This is a genomic window from Chryseomicrobium aureum, from assembly GCF_016909155.1.
GTDB lineage: Bacteria > Bacillota > Bacilli > Bacillales_A > Planococcaceae > Chryseomicrobium > Chryseomicrobium aureum.
The window spans coordinates 40,180-65,365 of sequence record NZ_JAFBFG010000002.1; the positions used below are offsets into that span (position 1 = coordinate 40,180).

A 25,186-nucleotide genomic window follows, 5' to 3' on the forward strand; every position below is an offset into this window, starting at 1 on the left:
AACAACAAGCTTTTTTCAAATACAAAAAAGAGCGCTCCTACTCGGAACGCTCTTTTCTAGTGGTTGAAAGTAAGCCACTGAACACGGCTCCTGCTGTAAGAACAACAGCCGTTACAGTATATAGTGTCGACAGGTTCGAACTGATAAATGCGAGTCCAGACGAACCCAATACGACACCTAATGAGAAAAAGGCATAAAAATAACCATACGCCCGACCACGATTTCCTTCACTTGTACCTTTATATAGGAATACATTAATAGAAGGAAATGTAAAAGCAAATCCAATCCCGTAAACGAAAAGAATTCCATAGAAGACCGCAAGAGATTCCGCCATGCCAAGAGCAAACTGTGCGGCACCGATTAACACCAATCCAATTCGGAAATTTGTAAGTGCGGGCCATTGATCGAATAGGCGACGCGCAGGTGAAATAAAAATCAAAACAGCGGTCAATCCGAATACACTTAATAATGTTCCGCTAACACTGGAGCTGAATCCAAGTTCTTCTACACGAAGTGGAAGTAGATAGGCAAGTGCGCCTTGCGAAAACATCATCAAAAATGCACCACCGAACGCTCCAACTAGAGCAGGATGAAAGGGAAGTCTGGCGGGTCGAGTGGTACTTCGATTAAACAATTGCCCTCGCAAAACCACAAAAGCGGCAAGTAAGAGAAACCCACCAAATAAACCGACCGTTCGCAACACAAAAGGAGCGGACGTCTGAGCCGCCATGATCCCACTAAACGCCGGGCCGATAATAGCTGCAGCTCCTACAAACGCACCGGTAATAGCATTCTCACTGCCGGCCCGCCCCTCTTTACTTTGATTTGCTACAAATGTGAATGCTGCTGGAACGATGAACCCTCCGATAAATCCGTGGAAGAAACGGACAATCAACAAGGCTTCTGGCGTGTCAACAAATGAATATGTACCAAGTAGTATCGATGTACCTGTAAGACCAATCACAAGAAGTCTATAAGGTCCAAAGCGATCTGTTAAAAGACCTGCCAGTAAATTGCCACCCGTATTAGAAAATGAGTACATCCCTACAGCGATTCCAGCAACGAAGGTAGAGGCGCCTAAGCTTGTGGCAAACGTGCTCATAATAGGGAGTTGAGCAAACAAATCCATGAATGAAAAGAAGATGATGGCATACACGAGCCAAAGTACCGGGAACGCGCGTGTCTTAAATGCAGCTTCTCGCTTTTTCACAGCCCGGTCAAGTACAAAATTAGCAAATGGAATAAAAGCTGCTCCGATACCCAGCAAGCTCCAGTAGATCTTCCATCCGACAGTCACTTGTACAATGACGATGCTCATAACATATGCAATGAAAATGGCACCATGAATCGAGCCCACATAGGTCACTGCGAGCGGCAGGTCGGCAAGATATTTTAATGGCACCGCAATGCCCAATAGGATAAGTAAGGATACTCCATCAACCAATCCGAAAAAACGGAATAGACGAATCGGGAGATACTGTTTATTTTGGAACACCTAAAACCCTTCTTTCTTTATCTGCTTTCAGTATTTCATAGAAGAATTTCCTAAGCAAGTTACGAAATTCAAACGATTTTCCTATGATATGTCTTTATGACATTTGAAACACTGCAATTCTTTTATCAAAAAAATTATGCTATGATAACACGAGTGAATTCAAAGGTCTGACCTATTCGCAAATGGATATATAGAGGAGTAATGCCCAGTGGTTTGGGATGTATTAAATGTTATTGGCACTTTAGCCTTTTGTATAAGTGGAGCACTTGTCGCAATGGAAGTAAAATATGACATCATGGGCATCTACATTTTAGGGTTGATTACAGCGTTTGGCGGGGGAGCTGTGCGCAATCTGATGATTGGACTTCCAGTAGCAGATGTATGGCAACAGACGCCCCTCTTCATTATCGCACTCGTGGCAATGACCCTGTTCATTTTATTGCCGAAGAGTTTCATCTTCCACATGAAAGAATGGTCGATATTTGACGCAATAGGCTTGTCGGCTTTTGCTGTACAAGGTGCTATGGCTGCTCAATCAATGGATATGCCCTTGCTTGCTGTGATGTTTGCCGCATCCATTACTGGTGCTGGTGGAGGAATTATTCGGGACGTCCTTGCGCAGAAGCGGCCTAGCGTGTTTACGAAAGAAGTCTATTTACTATGGGCGATTGTGGCAGGCTTTATTATCGGAATGGACTGGATTACTTCAGACATAGGGCTCTATTTAGTGTTTGCCGGCATATTAGCTCTACGTTTACTCTCCCAACGTTGTAACTGGAATTTGCCAGTGCGCGAATTGGGTGGCCCTGAGAGTAATTAATGGTTGACACCTCCTTTTTATGGTAAAATAAAATCGTAACTTGTCGAAAGTCGCTGTAGAAGGAGTGATTCGATGCAAGCCCGTTTAGTAAAGTGTGAACGTAGCTACATGGTGGGAATTTCCGTATCGATTCCTCGCTCAACTAATCAGACTATTAAACTTAATAAAACTGTCATGAAGCGACTCGTTTCTTTGCAAAGATATTTGACGATACAAGGGACTGAGGAAATTATTGCATTGTGTCCTGTGTCACCCCTGACTTCTCTAAATCAAGAGTGGATTATTGGGTACCATGTGCCTCACCGTTTTCCTGTAAACAAGGAGTTCAGCCTTCACGAAATGCCAGGTGGAACTTATTTTGTAGGGACTCGGGGAACAAAACTTGAAACCATCTATGATACAATGCAAAATCATTGGATCATGACGGAGATGTACGACCAGCTTCCGACCTTATTTGAACGCTATACAATTGCTGGGGACAACAAACGAATCGAAGTATATAGTCGCGTTCGACCAAAAATCTCAGAACAACAACATTACGCATAAATTAGACATTTCTCGCATTTGTGAGGAATGTTTTTTTGATTGACAAAGAATACTTGGAGGAGTACGTTATTCCTATTCAAAGAGCGAGGGTGAATTGGTATGAAGGATAGAGATTTAACATTTGCTGTGTTTGGACTTGGCAGTTTTGGTGGCAGTCTCGTGAAAGAACTTGCAGAAATGAAGCAAGAGATACTCGCTGTCGATTTAAATCCGGAGAGAGTCGATTACTACTCGCAATACGCTACGCAAGCTGTGGTGGCTAGTGGGTACGATGAAAAAACATTGCGGGCATTTGGTGTACGAAATATTGATCATGCATTTGTGTCGTTCGGGGAAGATATCCAAGCGAGCGTGCTCACGACGATGGTATTAAAAGAACTTGGCGTACCCAAAGTATGGGCAAAGGCACATGATGAAAATCATGGCAAAATTCTTGAGAAAATCGGTGCAGATCGTGTCATTCACCCAGAGCGTGATATGGCCAAACGAATTACGCATAACTTGCATTCGTCAAAAATTATCGATTTTATCGAACTTTCCAATTCGTTTAGTATTGCCGAAATTAAAGTAACCGAGCGTTCTATCGGCAAAAAGTTATCGGAGCTTGACTTGCAAAAACGATTTAATGTAAATTTGGTGGCCATCCAACGCGGACAACAAACAATTCTTAGTTTTACAGAAGACGAGGAAGTGCAACGAGGCGATTTAATTGTGGTCATCGGGAACAACGATGATATTGAGAACTTTGATGAGGGCGGTTCATAACCTATAGAAGAAGGCGAATCTCATGAAAAAATGGCACTATATCAACCCTGAAAATTATTCACCTGCGGCTATTATAGCGTTGAGTTTTTTAGTTACTATTTTTACAGGCACTGCTTTGTTAAATTTGCCGATTGCACATATAGGGGAGTTAAGCGTTATAGACGCATTTTTCTTTGCTACGTCTGCCACGACAGTAACAGGGCTCGGCGTAGCAGATACTGCTACAACATTCACCACGTTTGGTGAGGTCGTGTTAATGTTTTTGATGCAATTTGGTGGAATAGGTTTGATGACGTTCTCAGTAGCTATTCTAATTTTATTGAAGAAAAAGATTAGCTTGAAGCAACGCCTTTATTTACGAGATTCCTATAATCAAGCATCGGTTGGTGGATTAGTAAAACTCACAAAAGCTATTTTATTATTTGTAGTGAGTGTTCAATCGTTAGCGTTTGTTTTATTGACGCTGCATTGGAATCAACGCTTTGAGTTAGGAGATGCCGCGTACTTCGCTGCATTTCACGTTATTTCTGCTTTTAACAATGCAGGGTTCTCTCTGTTTTCCGACAATCTGATAGGTTTCCAGCAGGACCCTTTCACACTTTTCTTGATTAGCAACTTGTTTATCATTGGTGGAATAGGGTTTATTGTCGTGTTAGAAGTTGTTCAGAAGAAACGATTCCGGGAGTGGAGTCTCCATACAAAACTAATGATCAGTGGGACATTAGTTGTCAATGCTCTTGCGATGGTTCTCTTTTTTCTATTGGAGTTTCATAATCCGCAGACGCTCGCCAACTTGGCACCCGTACACCAATGGACGAATGCTTACTTTGCAGCTGTCACTCCAAGAACAGCAGGCTTCAATACCTTGGATTACTCAGTAATGACAGACTCGTCTCTGTTATTGACTGTGATTCTTATGTTTATTGGAGGAGGAACAGCCTCAACGGCATCAGGAATTAAGTTGACAACTTTTATTGTTCTCATTCTCGCCACTTTAGCGTTTTTTCGAAATGATGAAGAGCCCTTTATTTTTGGGAGAACCATCAAAAAAGAAGTGGTCATGCGTTCATTTGCCATTACTGTAATCAGCTCACTGCTCATAGGGTTTCTCTTGTTTTTCATGACAGTGATTGAAAAAAGTGAATTAGTACCACTCATTTTTGAAGTAGTTTCAGCATTTGGTACAGTGGGCTTGTCTATGGGAATTACAGCAGATCTATCAGATACAGGTAAAGTATTGCTATGTGCTGCAATGTTTATAGGAAGAATTGGGCCTCTGACATTATTTTATTTACTAGCCCGACCTAAAAATAGGCATTATCGTTTTGCATATGATCAAGTTTATACAGGGTAGATAGTTCTAAAGTATTAATGAAATTTATTTAATGTAGATAGAAATACTTCGTTTAGGTATTTTAAACGATGACTATTGCGAAAATACTTTCAGTGAGGTGGGAATTGGTCTTTTGACGTGAATTTTCTCATCACTACTCAACTCATATAGTTCTAGATGTCAGAATAGTAAGAAAAGTAAAATTTGTGGACTGACAAAGCTCGACAAATTTCATACTATAAAATTGACCAAGACTACTTGAAGGGGCGTGAGGGTATGAAATGGCAGCTATCAAAACTACAACTCTATTTATTGATTGCTTTGGGTGCCCTCTTGTTCACAAGTGTCTGGAGCTATACGGCTTTTTTAAATATCGAACAGCAAAACGAGAAAGTGGCAAATGAAGCCATTCCGCTTTCAAATACAGCGAGCCAAATCTATCCATTGATGCTCGATCAAGAGCTCTCCATACGCTATTATGTTTATTTGCAGGATGAATCTTCCTTGCAACAATATGAACTTGCCAACATAAGGATGCATGACGTTGTAAGCGAAATTGAAGAGTTGGATCATTCGCATCCCATTATGAATCAAATCATCGAAGAAGAAGCCCTTCCTTTAATAGCTGAGATGGAACAGTTTCATCGCCAGCAGATTGGACGTATCCAATCGGGGCGTGTAGACGAAGCGAATGAACTACGGAATAGTCAGCGCTCCAATTTAAATATTCTACGATTTGTTAACGATAAAATCCAAGAAGACAATCAAGCTATCATTTTAGAGGCTTTTGAGCAAAGTGAAGCAGCTGCGAATTCAGCAAGATGGGTCATTTTGATTGTATCGGCATTAACATTCTTGATTTTCTTTGCGCTCGTTCACAGTTTCCGTGTCGAGCGAAGTCAAAAGGCGCTTATTTATAAGTCGTTACATGATGCGCTAACAGGTATTCCAAACCGTCGTGCATTCGATGAACGACTCGAAGAAGCGTGGAGAGAAGCGAGACAGTTGAACAAGCCACTTTCTCTTATTTTGGTAGATATTGATGCGTTCAAAGCGTTTAACGATACGTATGGTCATTTGCATGGAGATGCCTGTCTGCGAAATGTAGCCCAAGTGCTGCGACGACTAGTTAAAGAACCAGCCCTTCCTGCGCGCTATGGGGGAGAAGAATTCGCGGTGGTCATGCCGGTCGAGTCAGCAGCTGAAGCACGCGAGCTCGCTGAAGAAATTCGTAAAGAAGTTTTAGCATTAGGGATTGACCATTCCGGCTACAATCCTCTTTGTAAGCTAACAGTGAGTGTGGGGGTATCCACGATGGTCCCAGGTCTCTATGAAAATGAATCAGAATTGATTGAACGTGCAGACCAAGCACTCTATCAGTCGAAAGAAGAGGGGCGGAACCGTGTTACTGTGAAGAATATTAGGTGACTCTAGATGTGTAGAACGCCGCTCTAGAAACTCCGAGGAAATCAGACGTGCCCATGAAGGCGTACTTCAGCCTTTGTGGGTGCAACTCGATTCCATTTAGATGTGGAGCCGACTGTTCAGAAACTCCGGCACTTACAAAAGAGATTTCTCTTTTGTGGGTGCCGGTTTTTTTAGTTGTACGCGGGGAGCGGTCGTTCTGGAACAAGTGATTCGATTTATAGACCAAGAAACTCACTTTCTACGACAAGTAAATCTATTTGTAGAGCTGAAGTCGTTTTATGGAAACTAATCAAACATGCTAACTTCTTTATTACTCAAGATCTTGCTAGTAAGTTCTTAGATGATTTCTAGATTGACAAATGATGTACATCGAACTATAGTGTATGATATACAGTATAAACAAAAGGAGGGAATTCGATGACAGACAGAGTCAGCCCACTTCTCACCGAATTGCGCCGGGGAACACTGACATTAGCCGTTCTCAGCCAGCTCAAAGTCCCGCAATACGGTTATTCACTCGTGCAAGCACTCGAGCAATCGTCCGTCTCCATTGATCAAAGTACACTTTATCCGCTCCTACGCCGACTTGAAAAACAACAACTTGTCACTAGTACATGGGATACAACAGAAAGCCGACCACGCAAATATTATGTCCTCACCGCATTAGGAGAAGAAGTACTTGAACAGCTTTATCAAGAATGGAAACAGATGTCGGAGAACTTACAGAACTTACTCGAAGGAGGAGAAGGGGTATGATATACCGAGACGCCTATATTGCAGAAGTCACAAAAAGGCTGCCACAGACCATGCGTGAAGATGTTGCCCTTGAACTAGAATCAACGATTGCTGATATGACCTCGGATAACCCGTCCCAAGAAGAACTGTTCGATGCCTTGCGTCAACTCGGAGATCCGGTTATTTTAGCCTCACGTTATTTAGAGCGTCCGCTTCACTTGATTGGACCAGCGCTCTATCCAACATTTTTGTCCATATTGAAAATTGTTGTTCCGATTGCACTACTAGTCAGCGGAATCACAGCACTCCTTGGAGTACTAGTGAGTTTCTCGGAAGAATTTTCTTGGGGACAAGCCGTCATTCAGGGAATTCTACAAGTAGTCGGTTCCATGCTGGCAGCTGGCATTCAATCCGTATTTTGGGTAGGGTTAGTCTTCGCCTTGATTGAACGCTACAGTTCATCTCGAGATTCTCTTCCGCTATCTAAGTGGGATCCGACGCAACTTAAGCCGCTCACCACGCCAAAGCGTCAAATTTCTCGTGCTTCAGTTGTTGGAGGGTTTGTTTGGACAGCCATCTGGGTCGGTATCTATTTGAATGCCTCCAATTTATTGAGACTCTATTGGGAAGATCAGTCCATGCCGTTATTGAACGAGGAAGCATTACGGTTTTTCCTACCCGCTGTCATTGCGCTCGCTGCCATTGAAGTCGGTTTTGGGATTTATAAATGGGTGAAGAGTTATTGGGCGGTTCCGATGGCGCTTTGGAACCTCGTCTTTAATTTGTTTTGGGTGATTGGAACGATTTTGTTCTTAACCCATCCAGACCTGTTTTCTCAAGAAGCGCTTTTGCAGTTTGGGCAGGTACTGGGTCAGACAGAAGCAGAGACAGAGTCCATGAAAAATTGGGCAGTGTGGACATTGCTGATCACCTTCATTGTTATTGCTACACTGGATACGGTAGAAGGGTTCTTGAAAACTCGAACAAGCCCGCGCAAGAAAAAATAACCATTGCATAAAATAGAACGTTTGTTCTATACTGATTGTGAATGCTGGAGGAGGTGACGAGGATGGAAAGACCCGACCCTTCCCGAATTCGCGATCGGGGAAAGATCAAATGGACGGCGATGATGTTACCAGAGCATGTAGCGATGATTCGTGAGTACATCGCAAACGATGGCAAGGTGGAAAGACCTGTACTCGATGAATGGGACCTGCGCCAACTAGAAGAGTCGATAGGCCTTGCACTTGCACAAAATGCAGACATCAAACTCAAGTGTTGGCGGGATGGGGAATTTCACATTCGAGGCGGAAAGATCAAGCGTGTCGATGCGACGCGACGTCTTTTGTATGTGGAAGATCCATTCGATACAACCGCTTATTCGCTTGAAGATATCATCGATGTCACTTTGCTGGACTGACTATGTCGTCAAAAAACCACTTCCTGTACATGAGGAAGTGGTTTTGTTTAGTCTTCTTTTGAAGTCTTTTCAAGAAATGGTTTGAGTGCATCTTCTGCAGATGCATCCGCTAACTTCACCTTCGAACGGTAAGCTGCACGCGTGATAATATGACCGGCTACAGGTGCCGTGATGAAGACAAAGATAATACCAAGAAGTAACCGTATACTAATAAACCCTTCATCTACCCAAAAAAAGATAAATGCACCGAGTAGAGACAAAAGAACTGCGAGAGTTGAGCTTTTTGTAGCGGCATGTGAGCGCGTATAGACATCGGGTAAACGAAGAATCCCGAAGGCGCTGATTACAGCCATAATGCTCCCAATAAAAATTAAAATGACACTAATCCATTCGATCATCGTGCTCATGCTCAACAATCTCTCCTCTCTCTACAAATCGTGCAAGACCTACCGTACTGATGAAGGCTAGAATTCCTACAATCAGAATAACTTCAAGGTACGCATGCGTGTGAAGCACGATGGAAAATACCGCGACTAGTGACACGAGGTTAACACCAATCATATCAAGAGCTACAACACGGTCCGGCATAGATGGCCCGACGATAATGCGATAGAGTGCAATGAAGATGGCGCACGTGAAAAGAATGAGTGAAATGCTCAACAGAATCATCATGCGCGCGTCACCTCCATAATCGCCTTTTCAAAAGTTTGAATGGATTTTAGGACAGCGTCTCGTGAGACTTCCATATCCATTGCATGAATGAAAAACGTTTTCCCATCTGGTGAAACTTCCATCACAACAGAGCCGGGAGTTAGCGTTAACAATAGGGCTAACGCTGTCAGTTCATAATCTCCTTGCATATTGTGGTCGTAAGTGAAAATTCCAGGCTTGATCTTTAGTGTTGGACTCAAAATTTGTTTCAATACAATGATGCTGGATTGGAACAATTCAGAAATGAAGATGAAAATAAGTTTGATAAGTGCATACACTCGCAACAAATAGAACTTACTTCCAAAGAAACGGTGCATAAAGAATACAATGATAGCCCCGAATATATAGCCAGTCAAAAAGGTTGGGAAGTAGAACGCATCTTCATCCATTAAAAAGGTCCACAAGACGGCAATTAGTAAGTTTGATATAAATTGAGCGGGCAACTGACGTCACACCTTTCTAAAATCATTCGTTTCCTCCTAATACAGCCTCTATATAGATAGAAGGGTCTAGCAGGGTAGCGGCCGTTTGCACATAAGGTGCAAGGACTTCAACACCGAGACCAAGGGCCAGTGTAATACCAGCTAACACAAGGATAGGCAGTAAACGCATAGCCGGTAGTGGGCGTTGTTCATCAGAACCGATGATGGTTTCTCCCCAGAAACATTGTGTGAAAATGCGTAACAGAGAATACAAAACAGCTAAACTTGAAGCAACAGCTAAGAATAGAAGAATGTAGGACCCATTCTCGAGAGCCCCTTCCATCACGAGAATTTTCCCCATAAATCCACTGAAAGGGGGAATTCCAGCAAGTGATAAAATAACAATGAAAAATGACCAGCCAAGGACAGGGTAGTTTTTCAATAATCCACTCATCTCGTGGATATGTACTTTATTGGTCAAGAAGATCATCGTTCCAATGAGCAAGAACAACAGAGCTTTCGCAAACATATCATGAATGATGTAATAAATGGTTCCTTCAATAGCGAGTGTGTTACCGATAGCAAGTCCAGCAAGCATAAATCCGACAGCGATGACCACGTTGTACGCAGCAATCTTTCGAATATCTGTATAAGCGACTGCTCCAAGGCTTCCTCCAATTAATGTGAGCCCTGCCATGACAGCAATAAACGTTGGCACGACATCCCCTTCGTGGAAGATGAGAGTAAAGACGCGAAACAATGCATAGACGCCTACTTTTGTTAAAAGTGCACCGAATAGAGCAGAAGTTACAGTCGGTGTAGAACTATACGAGCCTGGTAGCCAAACGTACAGAAGTAAACCGGCTTTTAAGCTGAATACTGTTAAAAAGACAATGCTGATCACTGTTAACAGCGGATCGACTCCTGTCTCGGCAACACGCTCTGCGATTTGTGCAAAGTTCAAGGTCCCGACAGAACCATATAAAAACGCAATTCCAACTAGGAAGAACCACGAAGACACAATGTTGATTGTGACATACTTCATGGCTTCTCTTAATTGAATGCGATTTCCTCCAAGTGTGATTAGTACGTAAGAAGAGAGAAGCATGACTTCAAAGCAAACAAATAAATTGAAAATGTCACCTGTCATGTATGAGCCAATGATTCCTGCATTCAAAAATAAGACGAGTGGGTAGAAGTAATAATTAATCATTCGGTCACGCGGAGATAGCGCTACATAAAGTAGACAAATAATTGTTACCAAAAGAGTTGTCAAACTAAGTAACAGTGAGAAAGTGTCCGCGACAAATAGAATTCCAAAAGGGGGTTCCCAGCCACCAAAATCAAGACGAAGAATTCCAATGTTCGTGACGTAGTGCAAAATGTATATACCTAAACCAAACAATCCAGTCAATACACCGATACTAAACCAACTTTGTAGTTTTGGGCTTTCACGGAAGAAAATCAAGATGATTCCGACGATGATAGGAATCACCATAAAGAGCACTAAGCTATTGCTCATCATTGGACCCCCTTAACTCATCCATTCGATCTGTCCCGTATTCTTGGTAAACCCGGTAAGCGAGCACTAGGACAAATGCTGTAACAGCAAAACTAATAACAATAGCCGTCAAAATTAGTGCTTGTGGCAACGCATCGATATAGCGTTCAGCATTTTCTCCGAGAAGTGGAACGGTACCTGATTTAAGACCGCCCATTGTAAGAATCAATAAGTGGACAGCGTGAGAAAGGATGGCCGTTCCTAGGATGATACGAATAAGATTTTTACTTAGTAATAGATAAATAGCGACAGAGGTCAAAATGCCGACAAGTACAATAATTATGCTTTCCATTTATTCGACCCCTCACTAATACTTAAGATAATGTTTACAACTACACCAACCACAGTCAGTGCAATTCCAGCTTCAAAGATGGTAACTGTAGCAAGTTCCGTCTTTCCAAAGATGGGTAAATCAAAGTAGCCAAAACTTTGGCTCAAGAAAGGCTGTCCAAGAAAAATCGGAAATGTAGCACTACTGACAGAAATCAATACTCCGACAGCCGACATCTTTTTAAATGAAATCGGAATCCCTTCACTGACTGTCTCGACGTCATACGTCAAAAACAGAAGAACGAATGCAGAGGCCATGACGAGTCCGCCGATGAAGCCACCACCAGGCGTGTGGTGACCAGAAAGGAACAAGTAGATACTGAGCGTCAAGATGATCAATACGACGCCTTTGACGACCGTTTTCAAAATCACATCATTGATTTTCACGTGGTTCCGCTCCTTTCTTTTGACGCATACGAATCAGCGTAAAGACGCCAATCCCCGCAATGAATAGAACGAGCCCTTCCAGCATCGTATCGAATGCTCGGAAATCGCCAAGAATCGCATTGACGATATTGCGTCCTCCAGCAAGTTCATACGAACCTTCATAATAGCTGGAGATGCTTTCAAATTTTGAATAATTGTTTACGGCTAAACCAACAATGGTCACCGTGAGGCCTCCCAAAATTGCAATGAGACCGTTGCGCACTTTTTTCGTGACCGAAAGCTTTTCCACTTTCCACTCAGGCAAGTAATTGAAACAGACGAGAAACAACACAGTCGTGACGGCTTCAATGACCAGCTGAGTAAGCGCTAAGTCTGGCGCTCGGAAGAACACGAAGAAAATAGCGATTGAAAACCCAAGAACACCATTTAATAAAATAGCAGTCAATCGAGATTGAGCGAAAAGAATCGCAACAGCAGCAGCTGCCATAACCACAGCTAACAACCCTTCATAAACAGTGATAGAAGAGGGGCTATCAAATGTGACGGCGATTGGATCGACCACAAACCACGTTACTCCTACAGCGATGATAAAGAAGCTGAAAATATATAGGAAGTACGATGGCAAGTTGCCATTCATATAGCGTGTTGTAACGCGTTCTCCTAATCGTTCATACCCTGAAAGTGTTTTACGGAACAAGTTGTTGAATGACCATTCTGATGGGATGTACTGATAATACGGTCGCCATTTCTTCAGTAAGAAATATGCAAGACTTCCAAGAGCGATAATAGCAACTGTTAAGTAAAGTTCAGTATTAAACCCGTGCCAGGCGTAAATGTCAGGTGCGAGTGCAGAGCCACCGTCGACTAACACATCGATGGCAGGCTTTAGCAAGTAGTCACTGAGAATTGTTGGGAAAAAGAATAAGCCGATCACCAGCGTAGCTAAAATGCTTGGTGGAATTAGCATTCCAACAGAGGCCTCTTGTGGGATCTTGTATTCTTCGTCGATGATTGGTCGGCCAGTAAACGTACGGAAGACCAAAATCATACTATAGACAAATGTGAACAAGCTGGCTGCCCAAGCAACCAATACGATGAACCAACCTAGCTGTGCACCACCTGGGATCGGCAGTTCACTGACAGACAACACAGCCGTTAAGAACATCTCTTTGCTCAAGAACCCGTTGAACAGAGGCAAGCCTGCCATCGAAAAACTTCCAATGATCGCAAGTCCAAATGTGATAGGTAAGAAGCGCATCAAGCCACCGAGGCGACGTAAATCTCGCGTACCGACCTGGTGATCGACGATTCCGACGACCATAAACAATGCACCTTTGAATGTCGAGTGATTCACTAAATGGAAAAGAGCAGTGAAAAGTGCAAAGGTGTAGAGCGCTTTCGCCTCGCCTGTCACGTTTGCAGCAGCAGAGCCAATGCCTAATAAAGTCATGATGAGACCAAGCTGGCTGATGGTCGAGAAGGCGAGTAATGCTTTTAAATCATTTTGACGAACGGCATTGAATGAACCCCAGAAGAGCGTGACAAGTCCGACTGCAGTGATTACCCAGAACCAATACATGTCGCCACCAAATCCAGGAGTAAAACGTGCAATCAAATAGATTCCTGCTTTGACCATTGTTGCAGAGTGCAAATATGCACTAACAGGAGTCGGTGCTTCCATCGCATCCGGAAGCCAGATGTGGAAGGGGAATTGCGCAGATTTCGTAAAGGCTCCAAGTAAAACGAGTGCCATTGCCGGGTAGAACAGAGCGTGTTCTGTCAGTTGTGGGAGCTCAGTGAGGATTGTTCGAACACTAAATGACCCCGTCATCACATGCAACATCAAGAAACCGGCAAGCATAGCAAATCCGCCAGTCATTGTAATTAATAAAGATTTGATTGCCCCGTTTCGTGAATTTTTGCGGTGGAACCAGAAAGCGATCAATAAGAAGGAGGAAATACTTGTGAGTTCCCAAAATACATACAGAACGATGATGCTGTCAGACAATACGACACCAAGCATTGCGGTCATGAAGAGCAACAAGTATGTATAGAAATGAGTGAACGAATCTGTAGGAGACAGATAAAAGATGGAATATAAAATGACGAGGGCGCCAACACCTGTGATGAGTAGTACAAAGATGAGACTTAAACCGTCTAAGATAAACGTGAGGTCGATGCCGTAAGTAGGAATCCAAGAAAATGTCGTCTGAATTGATTCCGACGAAGCAATCGATGGAATATGACGCGCAAATAGAGCGAATAAAATCACCGGGACACTAAATGCGACCCAGCCGATTAAGTCCCTCCTAATTTTTGATGAAATGAGTGTAATCCCAACTGCCACAAAGAGAGGGAGCACTATGTAAAAAAAGAGCATGGGCAAAAATCCTCCTAAAAAAACACGGAATTCTTCATCTATAATACTACCTGCTAGCAGATAACTTGTAAAATGATAAGGAATGTTGCACAGTAGAGGAAAGTGTTATATACTTTTGAGGTTTAAATTGGAAGTACAAGAATTATTGGAGGTTTGCAGAAATGGGAGCAATCCGAGGGAAAATGGATGAACGTATTTTGGTATGTGTGTTTTATGGTCCGAACGGGGAGCGTTTAATTCGTCGCGGTCATCAACTGTCAAGTATGTTGGGATGCCCCTTATATATTTTGACTGTAGATCCTCTGCCTTTTGATGAGTTTGATGCCGACAAAACGGCTTATATAGATAGATGGAAAGAGCTGACGAAAGAAGTCGGTGCTGAAGAGTTTGTAATTCGTGATGATGAGAAGCGTCCTGCAGCGAAAGTGATTGCCGAAGTGGCGAATCATTTTGATGTGACGCAAATCATTATCGGCCAAACCGCCAAAAGTCGTTGGGAAGAGATCACTAAAGGGTCTTTCATCAATTCTTTATTGCGCGAACTACCTTTTGTAGATTTGCATGTCGTGTCTGTTGCACGAACAATCCGTGCTTCTGAAGATGAGTTGTTTGAGCGAGGCGTTCGTTGCTACTTGATCAAAGAAGGCGACTCGTATGTGCTGAGTTTCACACAACGCAAAGAGTGTCAGCTTGAAGGAATCTTCTTTAAAGAAGTAGGTACGGATTTTAACAATGGTATTTTCAAGTTCATGGATGGCAATGAATTGCATCAGGTGTCTGTCCATGATGGCAAAATCGATCATCCCGAAAAAATTAAATCATGTATTGAAGCGTAATGCTCCCCCGTCGAACTTATGACGGGGGTTTTTTTGAGTAGCGTTCTGCACATCATGTAATTAGTTTCCATAATATGACCGAGGGCATAAACGGAAGTTTTCAGGGCACAAAACCACCTGCTCGAGGCACAAAAGAAGCTCAGCAGGTCACAAAGTCATGCGCTCAGGGCACAAAACCTCGGCGACCCAAGAACTTACTAGTAAGACCTGAAGTGATAAAGGTCTTCGTGCGTTACGAATTTTCCGGATTTAAAGCATTTGTTTCCCCATATATGCAAACTCAGCATGAGAAATTGTGCGTAGCGAGAGTTCTTTAAACCCGAGACGTTCATACAGCTTGCGAGCACGAACATTCGTCAAATCTACATTGAGCGTCACAGCCTCAACCTCTCTTCGCTTGGCTTCGTCAAACGCCACTTGTAAGAGATTTGTACCGATTCCTTGTCCGCCATAATCAGAACGAACCGAAACTGTGTCGATATACAGCACATTTCCTTCTGTCTCTACATCAAATGAATCCGATTTTCTTTGTTGACGCAGTGCTTGTTGTAAGGGGTGGTCCAGTTCTTCAGCCTGCTCACCCACATAGAGTAAAATCAAGCCGATGGGTAAACTGTCACGTTCTTCGACCCAAATGTTTTGATAGCTTAGTCGATTTGCAGGTTGGGCGATCCAATAGTCAAGAAGCGGAAGGGCCTCTGCAGTTGAAGATGCACCCGTTAGAGTATAGGCGATTTCATGAATGGCATCGTATAAAAGAGGAGCTAGATGGGGTGCGTATTGAGGAGTTGCTTTTCGAATCATAGATATCGTTCCTTTCAAGTTGTATAGAAAAAACCCCTTTCCATGAAAGGAAAGGGGTGGGACTAGCCTATGCTAGTCTCTCATCTGAGGCGGGCCAGACCACGCTCCACAACGTGTTCCCGAAGGAGTGTCTGTCCGACTTACACAGAGCAGCTCATCGCATGACTTATCATACGCTATGTAGCGGGGAAAGTCAAAAGCAGGAACTTGCCGGTTACATGGCGAAATAGGCACGGAGAGAATGTGAAAGATGGGAGGAACTACTATGAATAAATTGTATGCCCGCACCTACCAAGCTGCGTACCGAGGCGTTTCAAAACTAGTGCCATGGCGCACGCCTTTACTTGTTGCAGGAGAAGGAAGTGTTGTGACAAGTGTAGACGAGTTAAAGCACCGCAACATCACGCGCTTCCTATTAGTGACAGATCAAGCGATGTCGAATTTGGGTTTGTATATGCCATTTATAGAAAAAGCGGCAGAGCTTCACATAGAAGCCATCCTATATGATCAAACTGTTCCCAACCCAACTATCACCAATATCGAGCAAGCCTTTGCTCTCTTCCAAGACCAAAACTGTCAAGCAATCGTGGCATTTGGTGGTGGATCTGTGATTGACTGTGCAAAAGGTGTAGCGGCACGTGTTGCTCAGCCAAATAAATTGATTCCAGATATGAGGGGACAGTTGAAAGTGCGTAAGAAGACTCCATTTTTAATGGCCATCCCTACAACTGCTGGTACAGGAAGTGAAGGGACAGTCGCTGCAGTTATTTCCAATCCTGAATCAAAAGAGAAATATGCGGTAAATGATACGATATTGATTCCGGACGTCGCCGTACTAGATCCAGAGCTGACTGTGGGATTACCAGCTGCTTTGACTGCAACGACTGGCATGGATGCGTTGACCCACGCAGTAGAAGCATATATAGGCCAAAGCAATACACCGGAAACAGAAGCCTATAGCAAGGAAGCGGTGGAGTTGATTTTCAAGTGGTTGCCTATTGCGTATGCAGACGGTCATAATATGGAAGCTCGTCGTGCTATGCAAAAGGCTTCCTATCTCGCGGGTCTTGCTTTTACGCGAGCATATGTTGGAAATGTTCATGCAGTGGCGCATACGCTAGGTGGTTATTACAACGTTCCGCATGGTTTGGCGAACGCGGTGTTATTGCCGATTCTGTTGAAGTTTTATGGTGCGGCAGCTGAAGAGCGACTAGCTGATTTGGCGGACTTTGCAGGAGTAGCGCAGCCGGGGCAGTCTGTTCATGAGAAGGCTGTAATGTTTGTCAATGCAATTGAAAAGATGAATGAGCAGATGGATATCCCACAAAAAATTGACGGGATTGAGGAAAAGGATATAAAAGCGATGGCAAAAAAAGCGTACAAAGAGGCAAATCCTCTCTATCCAGTTCCCGTTATTATGAGTCGGAAAGACTTCGAATCCATTTATCATACGGTTCAAAAGTAAAACTATAGATTCCCTCATATTCCCTATTGTGGAAATGGTCGTTTCTGGTATATACTAGGAAATAACCAATTATGAGGAGGTGGAGTCATGACACGTGTGATTTATCATCAACTTTCTGTTCCAGCACCGCTTGAGCGTGTTTGGGAGCTCTGGACGGTTGCGTCAGAAGTAGAAAAGTGGTTCGCACCGATTGCACGTATCGAACCCAAAATAGGTGGGCAATATGAATTATTCTTTGTGCCTAGTAACCTCCAAAATAAGAACACGGAAGGGTGTCATATTGTTCACATGACACCTCAAAAAGATCTTACCTTTACTTGGAAGGGGCCAAGTCAATTTGCAGAGCTGATGAATGCTCCGGTCCCCCAAACAACAGTGAATCTGCGCTTTAAGCAAAATTTAGATGGTACGACGTGTGTGAAATTGTTCCACAGAGGCTTCGGAGACGATGAGTCCTGGGATTACGCGTATGATTGGCATCAACTAGTTTGGGCGGGTGTACTGAACCAACTGTACACAAAAACGAAGAAGTCCGATTTGTTGCTTGGGTTCTCTCCAGAAGAGAGTCAAATAAAAACCGTTTCCTGTGTAGGGTAATTCCTACAAGGAAACGGTTTTTTTAATTGCCTGCTGCGCGTTTGAATAGGCTTTGGATTCCGTAAATCAAAAAGATAAGGGCAGGTATCCCAATCACAAAATAGAGAACTGACCAGACAGGGCCCTCTCGCGGCATGACTTGTGCATAAATGTATAGAAATAATGTTCCAGCAAGAAACATTGCAAGGTATTGAAAGAATTTCAAAGTAGACGCCCCTTTCCTGTTTTAGTGTAGCAGAATTTCGGTCATAAGTCTGAAAATCTCGAATTCGAAGTGTTTGTGCTTTCTGACGACTCTTGAACTGCGTATACTGAGAAGCAGGAAACCGGAAGAGAGGAAGAAGAATTTATGGAACAGTATCGAATTCAACGAGACAACGGCCTTGAGTTTGGCCTTTATACACTAGGTGACCACATGCCAAATCCGCACACAGGAGACCGAATCTCCGCAAAACAGCGCATCGACGAAATCATCCGACTGGCGCAATTGGCCGAACAAGCGGGAATGGATTTTTTCAGTGTCGGGGAAAGTCATCAGGAATACTTTGCAACACAAGCACATGCAGTTGTGCTCGCAGCAATCGCCCAAGCGACAAACACGATGAAGATTGGTAGCTCGTCAACGATTGTCAGCACGTCTGATCCCGTCCGCGTCTATGAAAATTTTGCAACGATTGATTTGATTTCAGGAGGACGCGCCGAAATCGTGGCAGGTCGTGCCTCACGTATTGGCTTATTTGAGTTGCTCGGGTATGATATTCGCTATTACGAAGAATTGTATGAAGAGAAGTTTGATCTGCTTTTGCAAATCAATGACAAAGAGCGGATCACGTGGGACGGCGATTTTCGTGCGCCACTCCGTGATGCGGAAGTGTTACCACGACCTGTTGATGGTAAGTTACCAATCTGGCGTGCTGTCGGAGGACCTCCTGCCAGTGCAGTGAAAGCAGGCGCTGCTGGAGTACCGATGATGCTTGCGATGCTAGGGGGACAAGCTGTAAACTTCCAATATTCTGTTGAAGCGTACAGACAGTCTGCTCGCCAAGCTGGCCACAATCCAGACGAATTACCAATTGCAACAGCAGGCATGTTCTTTACTGCTCCTACGTCTCAAGAAGCGATAGATACGTATCATACGTATGTAGATAAAGGTATGATGAAGAGCAATGGACGCGGGTATCCGAAATTTGCATTTGAACAGAGTGCACAGGATCCAAAAGACGTGTTGAATGTCGGAAGCCCGCAACAGGTGATAGAGAAGATTTTGTATCAGCACGAGTTGTTTGGACACCAGCGCTATATTGCACAGATGGACTTCGGGGGTGTGCCGTTTGAAGATCTCGAGCGCAACATCGAGTTGATTGGAAGCGAGATTTTGCCAGCTGTGAAGAAGTACACGAAGAAAGCCTGAAAAACTATAAAACCCGCGACTAAGCATCGCGGGTTTTTGTGTACTCTTCGATTATTCTTGACCTTCCCAAGCAGGTAACATCTGTGAAAGTGTCTTATCTTCCCGATAGCCGAGTACATAGTCTGCTTGCATCAACGTGTGGATTTCGCGTGTACCTTCATAAATTACAGGTGCCTTTGAATTCCGCAAGAAGCGCTCTACTGGGTATTCATCCGAGTAGCCGTTTGCACCGAAAATTTGTACAGCATCATCTGCTGCTTTATTCGCAAAATCACAGGCTTGCCACTTTGCAAGAGATGTTTCACGTGTATTGCGCTTACCTTCGTTTTTCAATTGACCCGCACGGTATACAAGTAAACGACTCATTTGATAACCTGCTTCCATGTTCGCAAGCATCTGCTGGACGAGCTGGTGACGACCGATTGGTTTACCGAACGTCTCACGTGTGTGGCAATAGTCAACACTGGCTTCTAAGCAGGCTTGGATCAGTCCGACTGCTCCAGCAGCCACTGTAAAGCGGCCGTTGTCGAGTGCAGCCATTGCGATTTTAAACCCTTCGCCTTCTTTGCCGAGCAAGTTCTCTTTCGGTACTTTCACATCTTCAAAGAACAACTCTCCAGTATTTCCTGCGCGAATGCCAAGCTTTCCTTTCACCGCTTGCGACGAGAAACCTTCCCACGTGCGTTCTACGATAAATGCTGAAATGGCTTTATGTTTGTCTTCTTTATTTCCTGTGTAGGCGAAAATGAGGAAGTGGTCTGCGATATCGCAGAGCGAGATCCACGCTTTTTGTCCATTTAAAATATAATGATCCCCGTCAAGTTTTGCTGTTGTTTCAAGTGCCGCTACGTCAGAACCTGCAGCAGGCTCTGTCAAACCGAATGCTCCGATTTTTTCACCTTTTGCTTGTGGTACAAGATATTTTTGCTTTTGCTCTTCCGTTCCCCATTGAAGAATTGTCATACTGTTGAGGCCAGTGTGCACAGAGACAGCCGTACGGAACGCTGTGTCGCCGCGCTCCAACTCCTCACACACGATTGCAAGTGAGTTGTAATCCATTCCACTTCCGCCGTATTGTTCAGGAATACAAACCCCCATCAAGCCCAGGTCAGAAAGGCGCTGAATGATGGCAGGATCGAATTTCCCTTGGCGGTCCCAATCACGAATATGGGGAATGATTTCTTTGTCTACAAAATCCCGTACAGTTTTGCGAAGCATTTTTTGTTCTTCTGAAAAATGAAAGTTCATCCGTTTTCTCTCCTTTGAATCCATTTAGTTTGGTGGTCGCCTGGTTCGGGTGGAGCAAGGCGGTAGGTGACAGGGGTGCGCGACAATTTGAGTGGACTACCAATTTGCTGGATTGTTCCAGCTTGTTTGTGATGTTGAGTGATCCACATGTCCCGTGCGTGAAGTTGTGGATCGTTCGTCAGTTGTTCGAATGTCTGAACGGGGCCGCAGGGAATGCCTACTTCTCGCAGTGCATCGACCCATGCAGCCGTCGTTCGCTCTTTCATGTACAAAGAAAGAACGGCAGTGAGAGTATCTCGATTTTCTACCCGTCCGGCATTTGTTTCAAATTCTTCAGGGGGCGACCAGTTTACAAGTGAACAAAGAGCTGTGAATTGTGCGTTTGTGCCCACTGCAACGATGACTGAGCCATCCTTTGTGTCGAACATTTGATAAGGCGCAATTTGGGCATGCGTATTGCCTCGTCGTTTTGGCTCAACTCCTGTCATCAAATAACTGCTGCCGATATTGACGAGACTACTGACAGCACAATCATAGAGTGACAGATCAAGCCGTTGCCCACGGCCGGAAGTCGAGCGTTCGAGGAGTGCTGCTTGAATCCCGATGCACGCATAAAGTCCAGTGAGTATATCGACAATCGCGACACCCATCTTTTGCGGTCCAGATTCTTCCGTACCAGTGATCTGCATCAAGCCACTCATCCCTTGCAAGATAAAATCATAGCCAGGTAGGTCTTTTAGAGGCCCTGTCTCACCAAATCCAGTGATACTGCAGTATACAAGTCTTGGGTTGAGCGTCGTCAGTGTATCGTAGTCGAGGCCGAACTTTTCCATCGTACCCGTTTTAAAGTTATGCACGACGACGTCACTTGTTGCGACAAGTTTTTTGAACTGTTCCTGGTCTTCGGTCGTTCGAAGGTCGAGTGTGATACTTTCCTTGTTGCGATTGGCACTCAAGTAATAGGCACTGACCCCGTTCTGAAACGGAGGACCCCAGTGCCGCGTCTCATCAGATCCACCTGGTGCTTCCACTTTGATGACTTCCGCACCTAGATCGCCGAAAATCATGGTGCAGTATGGACCCGCGAGAACACGACTTAAATCAAGGATGCGAAGACCTGCTAAAGCTCCTTGCATAGACACTCCTTTCTTGCCATAAAAAAAGCCAGTCCAAAAAACCTCGTACAGGTTCTCTAGACTGGCGGATGATCTGAGGAAACATTCGGGAATGAATGGTGTCAGATTCGGCAGATTGTAATTGGTTTGTGTTCCGTAGAGCGTGAATGGTCACTGGCGAGTGACTCGGCGCTCATTACTTTCACTTTACCGGACGCGTACCGGATTGTAAATGAAAAAACGAACTACTCTGACAATTTTGTTTGATACTGTTCAGAATGCTTGTAAAGATCTTTCAAAGCAGACTGCAGGGCGCTTCCAGCTTTCCCGAGATACTGCGTCTGGATAGCGCGAAGAGGCTCGTCAATACCGTCTCGCAAACTGTGACCCCGTAGCAAATGATGAACGAAATCTTGCCCGTGTTGCGTGGCGAGGGTACAGGAAGCTGCTACGATTACGCTATATTTCGAATCGATTTCTGCAGTAATCGTTAATGTTTCGTATAGGTTTTGCGCAGCCATCCCAGCAGGTAGTCGCGCGTGACCGGCAATAAATAGAGTCTTCATCCAAGCACTCCTTCAAGAGTTTTCTTCAGTATAGCAAATCCTCGTTTCCGGTGAGCGAATATCTTGAACTCGAACTACACGCATGGTAGGATGGCTTTTGTGATTATTTTTTGTAACCTAGGAGGAACTTGTATGACAAACGTATTACTTGTAAAAGCTAACAATCGCCCAGACGGGATTTCAACTAAAATGTATAACACGTTCATGGAGTCGATTAAAGATACTAACGAGATGAACGTCCGTGTATTCGATGTATTTGAAGAGGATATGCCGTACTTCGGTCAGGACCTGTTCAACGCATTTGGAAAGATGCAAAATGAAGAAGAGCTGTCAGATGTTGAGCGTCGTATTTTAGCTGCAAAGCAAAAAGCAATGGATGCTGTGTCAGAAGCAGACGTATTAGTATTTGCTTTCCCACTATGGAACTTAACGATTCCAGCAGCACTTCAAACATTTATTGATTATGTCTACTCTGCAGGATTTACATTCAAATATGATGCAACCGGCAATCTTGTTCAATTGATGCCAGAGAAGAAAGTCATTCTATTGAACGCACGCGGTGGTCTATATTCTGCACCTGAGATGGCACCGATGGAAATGTCGTATAACTATATGCAAAACGTCTTTAACGGCGTCTTCGGTATGGAAATCATCGAGAACGTGATCATCGAAGGACACAATGCAAACCCGCAACAAGCAGAAGCAATTATTGCAGAAGGTCTAACACGCGTACAAGCAGTCGCACAACGTTTGATTGCACAACACGCTTAATTAGGAGGGAGGACTGGTTCCTCTCTTTTTTTGCGCCAAAAGCCCTGTGAATCCTTCGTTTGCTTGTCAAATAACAGGGGTAAAGGTATAGTTGTAACCGAAGTTTATTTTTTACGCGAAGGGATGAGGAAACGTGTCGTTAACTCCCGAGCAGCGCATTGAGCTGCATGAATTTAACAACTTAACAAAGTCACTCAGTTTTAATATGTACGATATCTGTTATACGGGCACAAAAGAAGAACGTGAACGCTACATCCAGTATATCGATGAACAATACAACGCAGACCGTTTAACAGCGATCTTGACAAAAGTTACAGAAATCATTGGAGCGCACGTGTTGAACGTCGCAAAACAAGATTACATTCCGCAAGGTGCTAGTGTGACGATGCTCGTTTCAGAAGGACCGGTTGAATCGGCGCCTAAAGAGCAGTTCGAAGAGTCGCCAGGACCGATTCCAGAAACAGTAGTTATGCACTTGGATAAGTCTCACGTGACTGTGCATACGTATCCGGAATACCACCCGAATGAAGGGATTAGTACGTTCCGCGCAGACATTGATGTGTCGACATGTGGGGAAATTTCGCCATTAAAAGCGCTGAACTATATGATTCATTCATTTGATACAGATATTATGACGATCGACTACCGTGTCCGTGGATTTACGCGTGACAAAACGGGGCACAAATTGTTCATCGATCACGAAATCAATTCGATTCAGAATTATATTCCGGAAGATATACAGGAGCAGTTCAACATGATTGATGTGAACATCTTCCAAGAAAACATCTTCCATACAAAAGCGAAACTAAAAGACTTTGACTTGAACAATTACTTGTTCGGGAAGAAGAAAGAAGATCTGACTGCAGAAGAGCAGCAGAAAATCGAAGCCCAGCTGAAGATGGAAATGGATGAAATCTTCTATGGTAAGAATATCGTAAAGAAATAAGAAGGATCGGATTTCTCTTAGGAGAAGTCCGTTTTTTTGTTTGATTGTCTCTATTTCGAGAAGTTTGGTATGCTAAATAGTAGAATTTAGCAGAAAGGGTGAGGAGAGATGAAGGTATTTGCAACAAGAAAGCTTCCTGAAGAGATAGTGAAGAAGTTGGAACAACACGTGGAGTACAACGAGTGGCATTCAGCAGAACAGCCGATGACGAAAGAGCAAATAGTCGATGCTGTAAAGGATGTAGATGGCATCATCAGTGTATTGTCCGATCCATTAGATAAAGAGGTGCTTGAATCGGCACCAAACGTAAAGGTGATCAGCCAGCTTGCAGTCGGCTTTAACAATATCGATGTGGAGGAAGCGACAAAGCGCAGTATCCGTGTCACGAACACACCTGACGTATTAACAAACGCGACGGCGGATTTGACGTTTGCGTTATTACTTGCAGCTGCACGAAAGTTAAGTGCAGCGAGTAAAGAGGTCCGTGAAGGAGAGTGGAAGTCTTGGTCGCTTTTACAGCTTGCAGGAAAAGAGCTCAGCGGTTCGACGATCGGTATTTTAGGATTCGGACGAATTGGACAAGCCGTGGCACGTCGAGCAAAAGGGTTTGACATGGACGTCATTTACTGGAACCGGTCTAAGAAGCCAGAAGCGGAACAAGCCATTGGGGCAACCTATCATGAACTCAAAGACGTACTGAAGCAAGCCGATTTTCTGGTCATCATGCTGCCATTTGCACCGGAATTAAAGTATTTAATTGGTGCAGAAGAACTTGCTTTGATGAAAGAAGATGCCATTGTTGTGAATACGGCACGTGGGGGCTTAGTGGATGAAGCTGCATTATATGAAGCCTTGAAGAACGGAAAGCTTGGTGCAGCAGCGCTTGATGTATTTGAGCAAGAGCCTGTGCCAACCGATCATCCTCTTCTCACACTTCCAAATGTAGAAGTGGCTCCGCATATAGGGAGCTCTACGATTGCAACCCGTATGGAAATGGCCGACTTAACTGTACGGAATTTGTTGGCAGTCTTACAAAATAAAGAGCCTGAGACCCCAGTGAATTAATTGGGCATTGCGATTTATTTCGAATTCCG

Annotated in this window: 28 protein-coding genes; 15 read left to right on the forward strand and 13 right to left on the reverse strand. The window is 44.0% G+C overall.

Features of this window, described 5'->3' with window-relative positions:
* Nucleotides 1-37 precede the first annotated feature (37 nt).
* On the reverse strand, nt 38-1,495 hold the full coding sequence (locus JOD03_RS13880) for an MFS transporter (protein ID WP_204589432.1): 1,458 nt from the start codon (nt 1,493-1,495) through the stop codon (nt 38-40).
* Nucleotides 1,496-1,703: 208 nt separating this feature from the next.
* On the opposite strand from JOD03_RS13880, the gene JOD03_RS03440 reads away from it, so the two are divergent.
* The 8 genes from JOD03_RS03440 to JOD03_RS03475 all read left to right on the forward strand — a co-directional run bounded on the left by JOD03_RS03440 (nt 1,704) and on the right by JOD03_RS03475 (nt 8,542).
* The gene (locus tag JOD03_RS03440) at nt 1,704-2,315 is read left to right on the forward strand and encodes a TRIC cation channel family protein (RefSeq protein ID WP_204589433.1); all 612 of its coding nucleotides are present in this window, start codon (nt 1,704-1,706) and stop codon (nt 2,313-2,315) included.
* A gap of 72 nt (nt 2,316-2,387) precedes the next feature.
* Nucleotides 2,388-2,861 carry a GyrI-like domain-containing protein gene (locus JOD03_RS03445; RefSeq protein WP_204589434.1) on the forward strand — a complete coding sequence of 158 codons (474 nt, stop codon included), beginning with the start codon at nt 2,388-2,390 and terminating at the stop codon, nt 2,859-2,861.
* Between the two features lie 99 nt (nt 2,862-2,960).
* Nucleotides 2,961-3,626: a potassium channel family protein gene (locus JOD03_RS03450; RefSeq protein WP_204589435.1), complete on the forward strand. Its 666-nt coding sequence runs from the start codon at nt 2,961-2,963 to the stop codon at nt 3,624-3,626.
* Nucleotides 3,627-3,648: 22 nt separating this feature from the next.
* Nucleotides 3,649-4,980, forward strand: a complete 1,332-nt coding sequence (locus JOD03_RS03455; RefSeq protein ID WP_204589436.1) for a TrkH family potassium uptake protein — start codon at nt 3,649-3,651, stop codon at nt 4,978-4,980.
* Nucleotides 4,981-5,235: 255 nt separating this feature from the next.
* Nucleotides 5,236-6,387 (forward strand): sensor domain-containing diguanylate cyclase, encoded by a 1,152-nt coding sequence (locus JOD03_RS03460; RefSeq protein WP_204589437.1) that lies wholly within the window; start codon nt 5,236-5,238, stop codon nt 6,385-6,387.
* A 417-nt stretch (nt 6,388-6,804) separates the two neighbouring features.
* Nucleotides 6,805-7,143 carry a PadR family transcriptional regulator gene (locus tag JOD03_RS03465; protein WP_204589438.1) on the forward strand — a complete coding sequence of 113 codons (339 nt, stop codon included), beginning with the start codon at nt 6,805-6,807 and terminating at the stop codon, nt 7,141-7,143.
* Nucleotides 7,140-8,129: an HAAS signaling domain-containing protein gene (locus JOD03_RS03470; protein WP_204589439.1), complete on the forward strand. Its 990-nt coding sequence runs from the start codon at nt 7,140-7,142 to the stop codon at nt 8,127-8,129. Before JOD03_RS03465 ends, JOD03_RS03470 begins: the two co-directional genes overlap by 4 nt.
* A 62-nt stretch (nt 8,130-8,191) precedes the next feature.
* On the forward strand, nt 8,192-8,542 hold the full coding sequence (locus JOD03_RS03475; protein ID WP_204589441.1) for a YolD-like family protein: 351 nt from the start codon (nt 8,192-8,194) through the stop codon (nt 8,540-8,542).
* Nucleotides 8,543-8,589: 47 nt separating this feature from the next.
* Here JOD03_RS03475 and JOD03_RS03480 read toward each other — a convergent pair whose 3' ends face one another.
* Genes JOD03_RS03480 through JOD03_RS03510 form a run of 7 tightly spaced genes read right to left on the reverse strand, consistent with a single transcriptional unit; the run spans nt 8,590 to nt 14,333 of the window.
* Nucleotides 8,590-8,940 carry a Na+/H+ antiporter subunit G gene (locus JOD03_RS03480; protein WP_392456777.1) on the reverse strand — a complete coding sequence of 117 codons (351 nt, stop codon included), beginning with the start codon at nt 8,938-8,940 and terminating at the stop codon, nt 8,590-8,592.
* Complete coding sequence (locus tag JOD03_RS03485; protein ID WP_420837246.1) at nt 8,924-9,214, reverse strand: Na(+)/H(+) antiporter subunit F1; 291 nt, start codon at nt 9,212-9,214, stop codon at nt 8,924-8,926. Before JOD03_RS03485 ends, JOD03_RS03480 begins: the two co-directional genes overlap by 17 nt.
* Nucleotides 9,211-9,696: a Na+/H+ antiporter subunit E gene (locus JOD03_RS03490; protein ID WP_204589445.1), complete on the reverse strand. Its 486-nt coding sequence runs from the start codon at nt 9,694-9,696 to the stop codon at nt 9,211-9,213. Before JOD03_RS03490 ends, JOD03_RS03485 begins: the two co-directional genes overlap by 4 nt.
* A gap of 22 nt (nt 9,697-9,718) precedes the next feature.
* Nucleotides 9,719-11,197, reverse strand: a complete 1,479-nt coding sequence (locus JOD03_RS03495; RefSeq protein ID WP_204589446.1) for a Na+/H+ antiporter subunit D — start codon at nt 11,195-11,197, stop codon at nt 9,719-9,721.
* Complete coding sequence (locus JOD03_RS03500; protein WP_204589447.1) at nt 11,187-11,528, reverse strand: Na(+)/H(+) antiporter subunit C; 342 nt, start codon at nt 11,526-11,528, stop codon at nt 11,187-11,189. Before JOD03_RS03500 ends, JOD03_RS03495 begins: the two co-directional genes overlap by 11 nt.
* Nucleotides 11,516-11,953 (reverse strand): Na(+)/H(+) antiporter subunit B, encoded by a 438-nt coding sequence (locus JOD03_RS03505; protein ID WP_204589448.1) that lies wholly within the window; start codon nt 11,951-11,953, stop codon nt 11,516-11,518. Before JOD03_RS03505 ends, JOD03_RS03500 begins: the two co-directional genes overlap by 13 nt.
* Nucleotides 11,940-14,333 (reverse strand): Na+/H+ antiporter subunit A, encoded by a 2,394-nt coding sequence (locus tag JOD03_RS03510; protein WP_204589449.1) that lies wholly within the window; start codon nt 14,331-14,333, stop codon nt 11,940-11,942. Before JOD03_RS03510 ends, JOD03_RS03505 begins: the two co-directional genes overlap by 14 nt.
* Before the next feature lie 161 nt (nt 14,334-14,494).
* Between JOD03_RS03510 and JOD03_RS03515 the strand changes: the two genes are divergently transcribed.
* The gene (locus JOD03_RS03515) at nt 14,495-15,169 is read left to right on the forward strand and encodes a universal stress protein (RefSeq protein ID WP_204589450.1); all 675 of its coding nucleotides are present in this window, start codon (nt 14,495-14,497) and stop codon (nt 15,167-15,169) included.
* Nucleotides 15,170-15,418: 249 nt separating this feature from the next.
* Here JOD03_RS03515 and JOD03_RS03520 read toward each other — a convergent pair whose 3' ends face one another.
* On the reverse strand, nt 15,419-15,973 hold the full coding sequence (locus JOD03_RS03520) for a GNAT family N-acetyltransferase (RefSeq protein ID WP_204589451.1): 555 nt from the start codon (nt 15,971-15,973) through the stop codon (nt 15,419-15,421).
* A gap of 265 nt (nt 15,974-16,238) precedes the next feature.
* Between JOD03_RS03520 and JOD03_RS03525 the strand changes: the two genes are divergently transcribed.
* Both JOD03_RS03525 and JOD03_RS03530 read left to right on the forward strand, forming a co-directional pair.
* A complete protein-coding gene (locus JOD03_RS03525) occupies nt 16,239-17,438 on the forward strand; it encodes an iron-containing alcohol dehydrogenase (RefSeq protein WP_204589452.1) in 1,200 nt (399 codons plus the stop codon).
* An 87-nt stretch (nt 17,439-17,525) separates the two neighbouring features.
* On the forward strand, nt 17,526-18,035 hold the full coding sequence (locus JOD03_RS03530; protein WP_204589453.1) for an SRPBCC family protein: 510 nt from the start codon (nt 17,526-17,528) through the stop codon (nt 18,033-18,035).
* Between the two features lie 22 nt (nt 18,036-18,057).
* On the opposite strand, the gene JOD03_RS03535 is transcribed toward JOD03_RS03530, so the two are convergent.
* Nucleotides 18,058-18,240: a hypothetical protein gene (locus JOD03_RS03535; RefSeq protein WP_204589454.1), complete on the reverse strand. Its 183-nt coding sequence runs from the start codon at nt 18,238-18,240 to the stop codon at nt 18,058-18,060.
* 144 nt (nt 18,241-18,384) lie between these two features.
* Between JOD03_RS03535 and JOD03_RS03540 the strand changes: the two genes are divergently transcribed.
* Entirely contained in the window at nt 18,385-19,446 is a 1,062-nt protein-coding gene (locus JOD03_RS03540) for an LLM class flavin-dependent oxidoreductase (protein WP_204589455.1), read from the forward strand.
* Nucleotides 19,447-19,497: 51 nt separating this feature from the next.
* Here JOD03_RS03540 and JOD03_RS03545 read toward each other — a convergent pair whose 3' ends face one another.
* From JOD03_RS03545 to JOD03_RS03555, 3 genes are all read right to left on the reverse strand, one after another.
* A complete protein-coding gene (locus JOD03_RS03545) occupies nt 19,498-20,694 on the reverse strand; it encodes an acyl-CoA dehydrogenase family protein (RefSeq protein ID WP_204589456.1) in 1,197 nt (398 codons plus the stop codon).
* On the reverse strand, nt 20,691-21,830 hold the full coding sequence (locus JOD03_RS03550; RefSeq protein WP_204589457.1) for a CaiB/BaiF CoA transferase family protein: 1,140 nt from the start codon (nt 21,828-21,830) through the stop codon (nt 20,691-20,693). Before JOD03_RS03550 ends, JOD03_RS03545 begins: the two co-directional genes overlap by 4 nt.
* Before the next feature lie 224 nt (nt 21,831-22,054).
* Nucleotides 22,055-22,375, reverse strand: coding sequence for a DUF3870 domain-containing protein (locus JOD03_RS03555; protein ID WP_204589458.1), 321 nt, complete (start codon nt 22,373-22,375; stop codon nt 22,055-22,057).
* A 132-nt stretch (nt 22,376-22,507) separates the two neighbouring features.
* Between JOD03_RS03555 and JOD03_RS03560 the strand changes: the two genes are divergently transcribed.
* The 3 genes from JOD03_RS03560 to JOD03_RS03570 all read left to right on the forward strand — a co-directional run bounded on the left by JOD03_RS03560 (nt 22,508) and on the right by JOD03_RS03570 (nt 25,157).
* A complete protein-coding gene (locus JOD03_RS03560) occupies nt 22,508-23,146 on the forward strand; it encodes an FMN-dependent NADH-azoreductase (protein WP_204589459.1) in 639 nt (212 codons plus the stop codon).
* Between the two features lie 133 nt (nt 23,147-23,279).
* Nucleotides 23,280-24,092, forward strand: coding sequence for an adenosylmethionine decarboxylase (gene speD, locus JOD03_RS03565; RefSeq protein ID WP_204589460.1), 813 nt, complete (start codon nt 23,280-23,282; stop codon nt 24,090-24,092).
* Between the two features lie 108 nt (nt 24,093-24,200).
* Complete coding sequence (locus JOD03_RS03570) at nt 24,201-25,157, forward strand: 2-hydroxyacid dehydrogenase (protein WP_204589461.1); 957 nt, start codon at nt 24,201-24,203, stop codon at nt 25,155-25,157.
* The last annotated feature ends 29 nt before the right edge of the window (nt 25,158-25,186 follow it).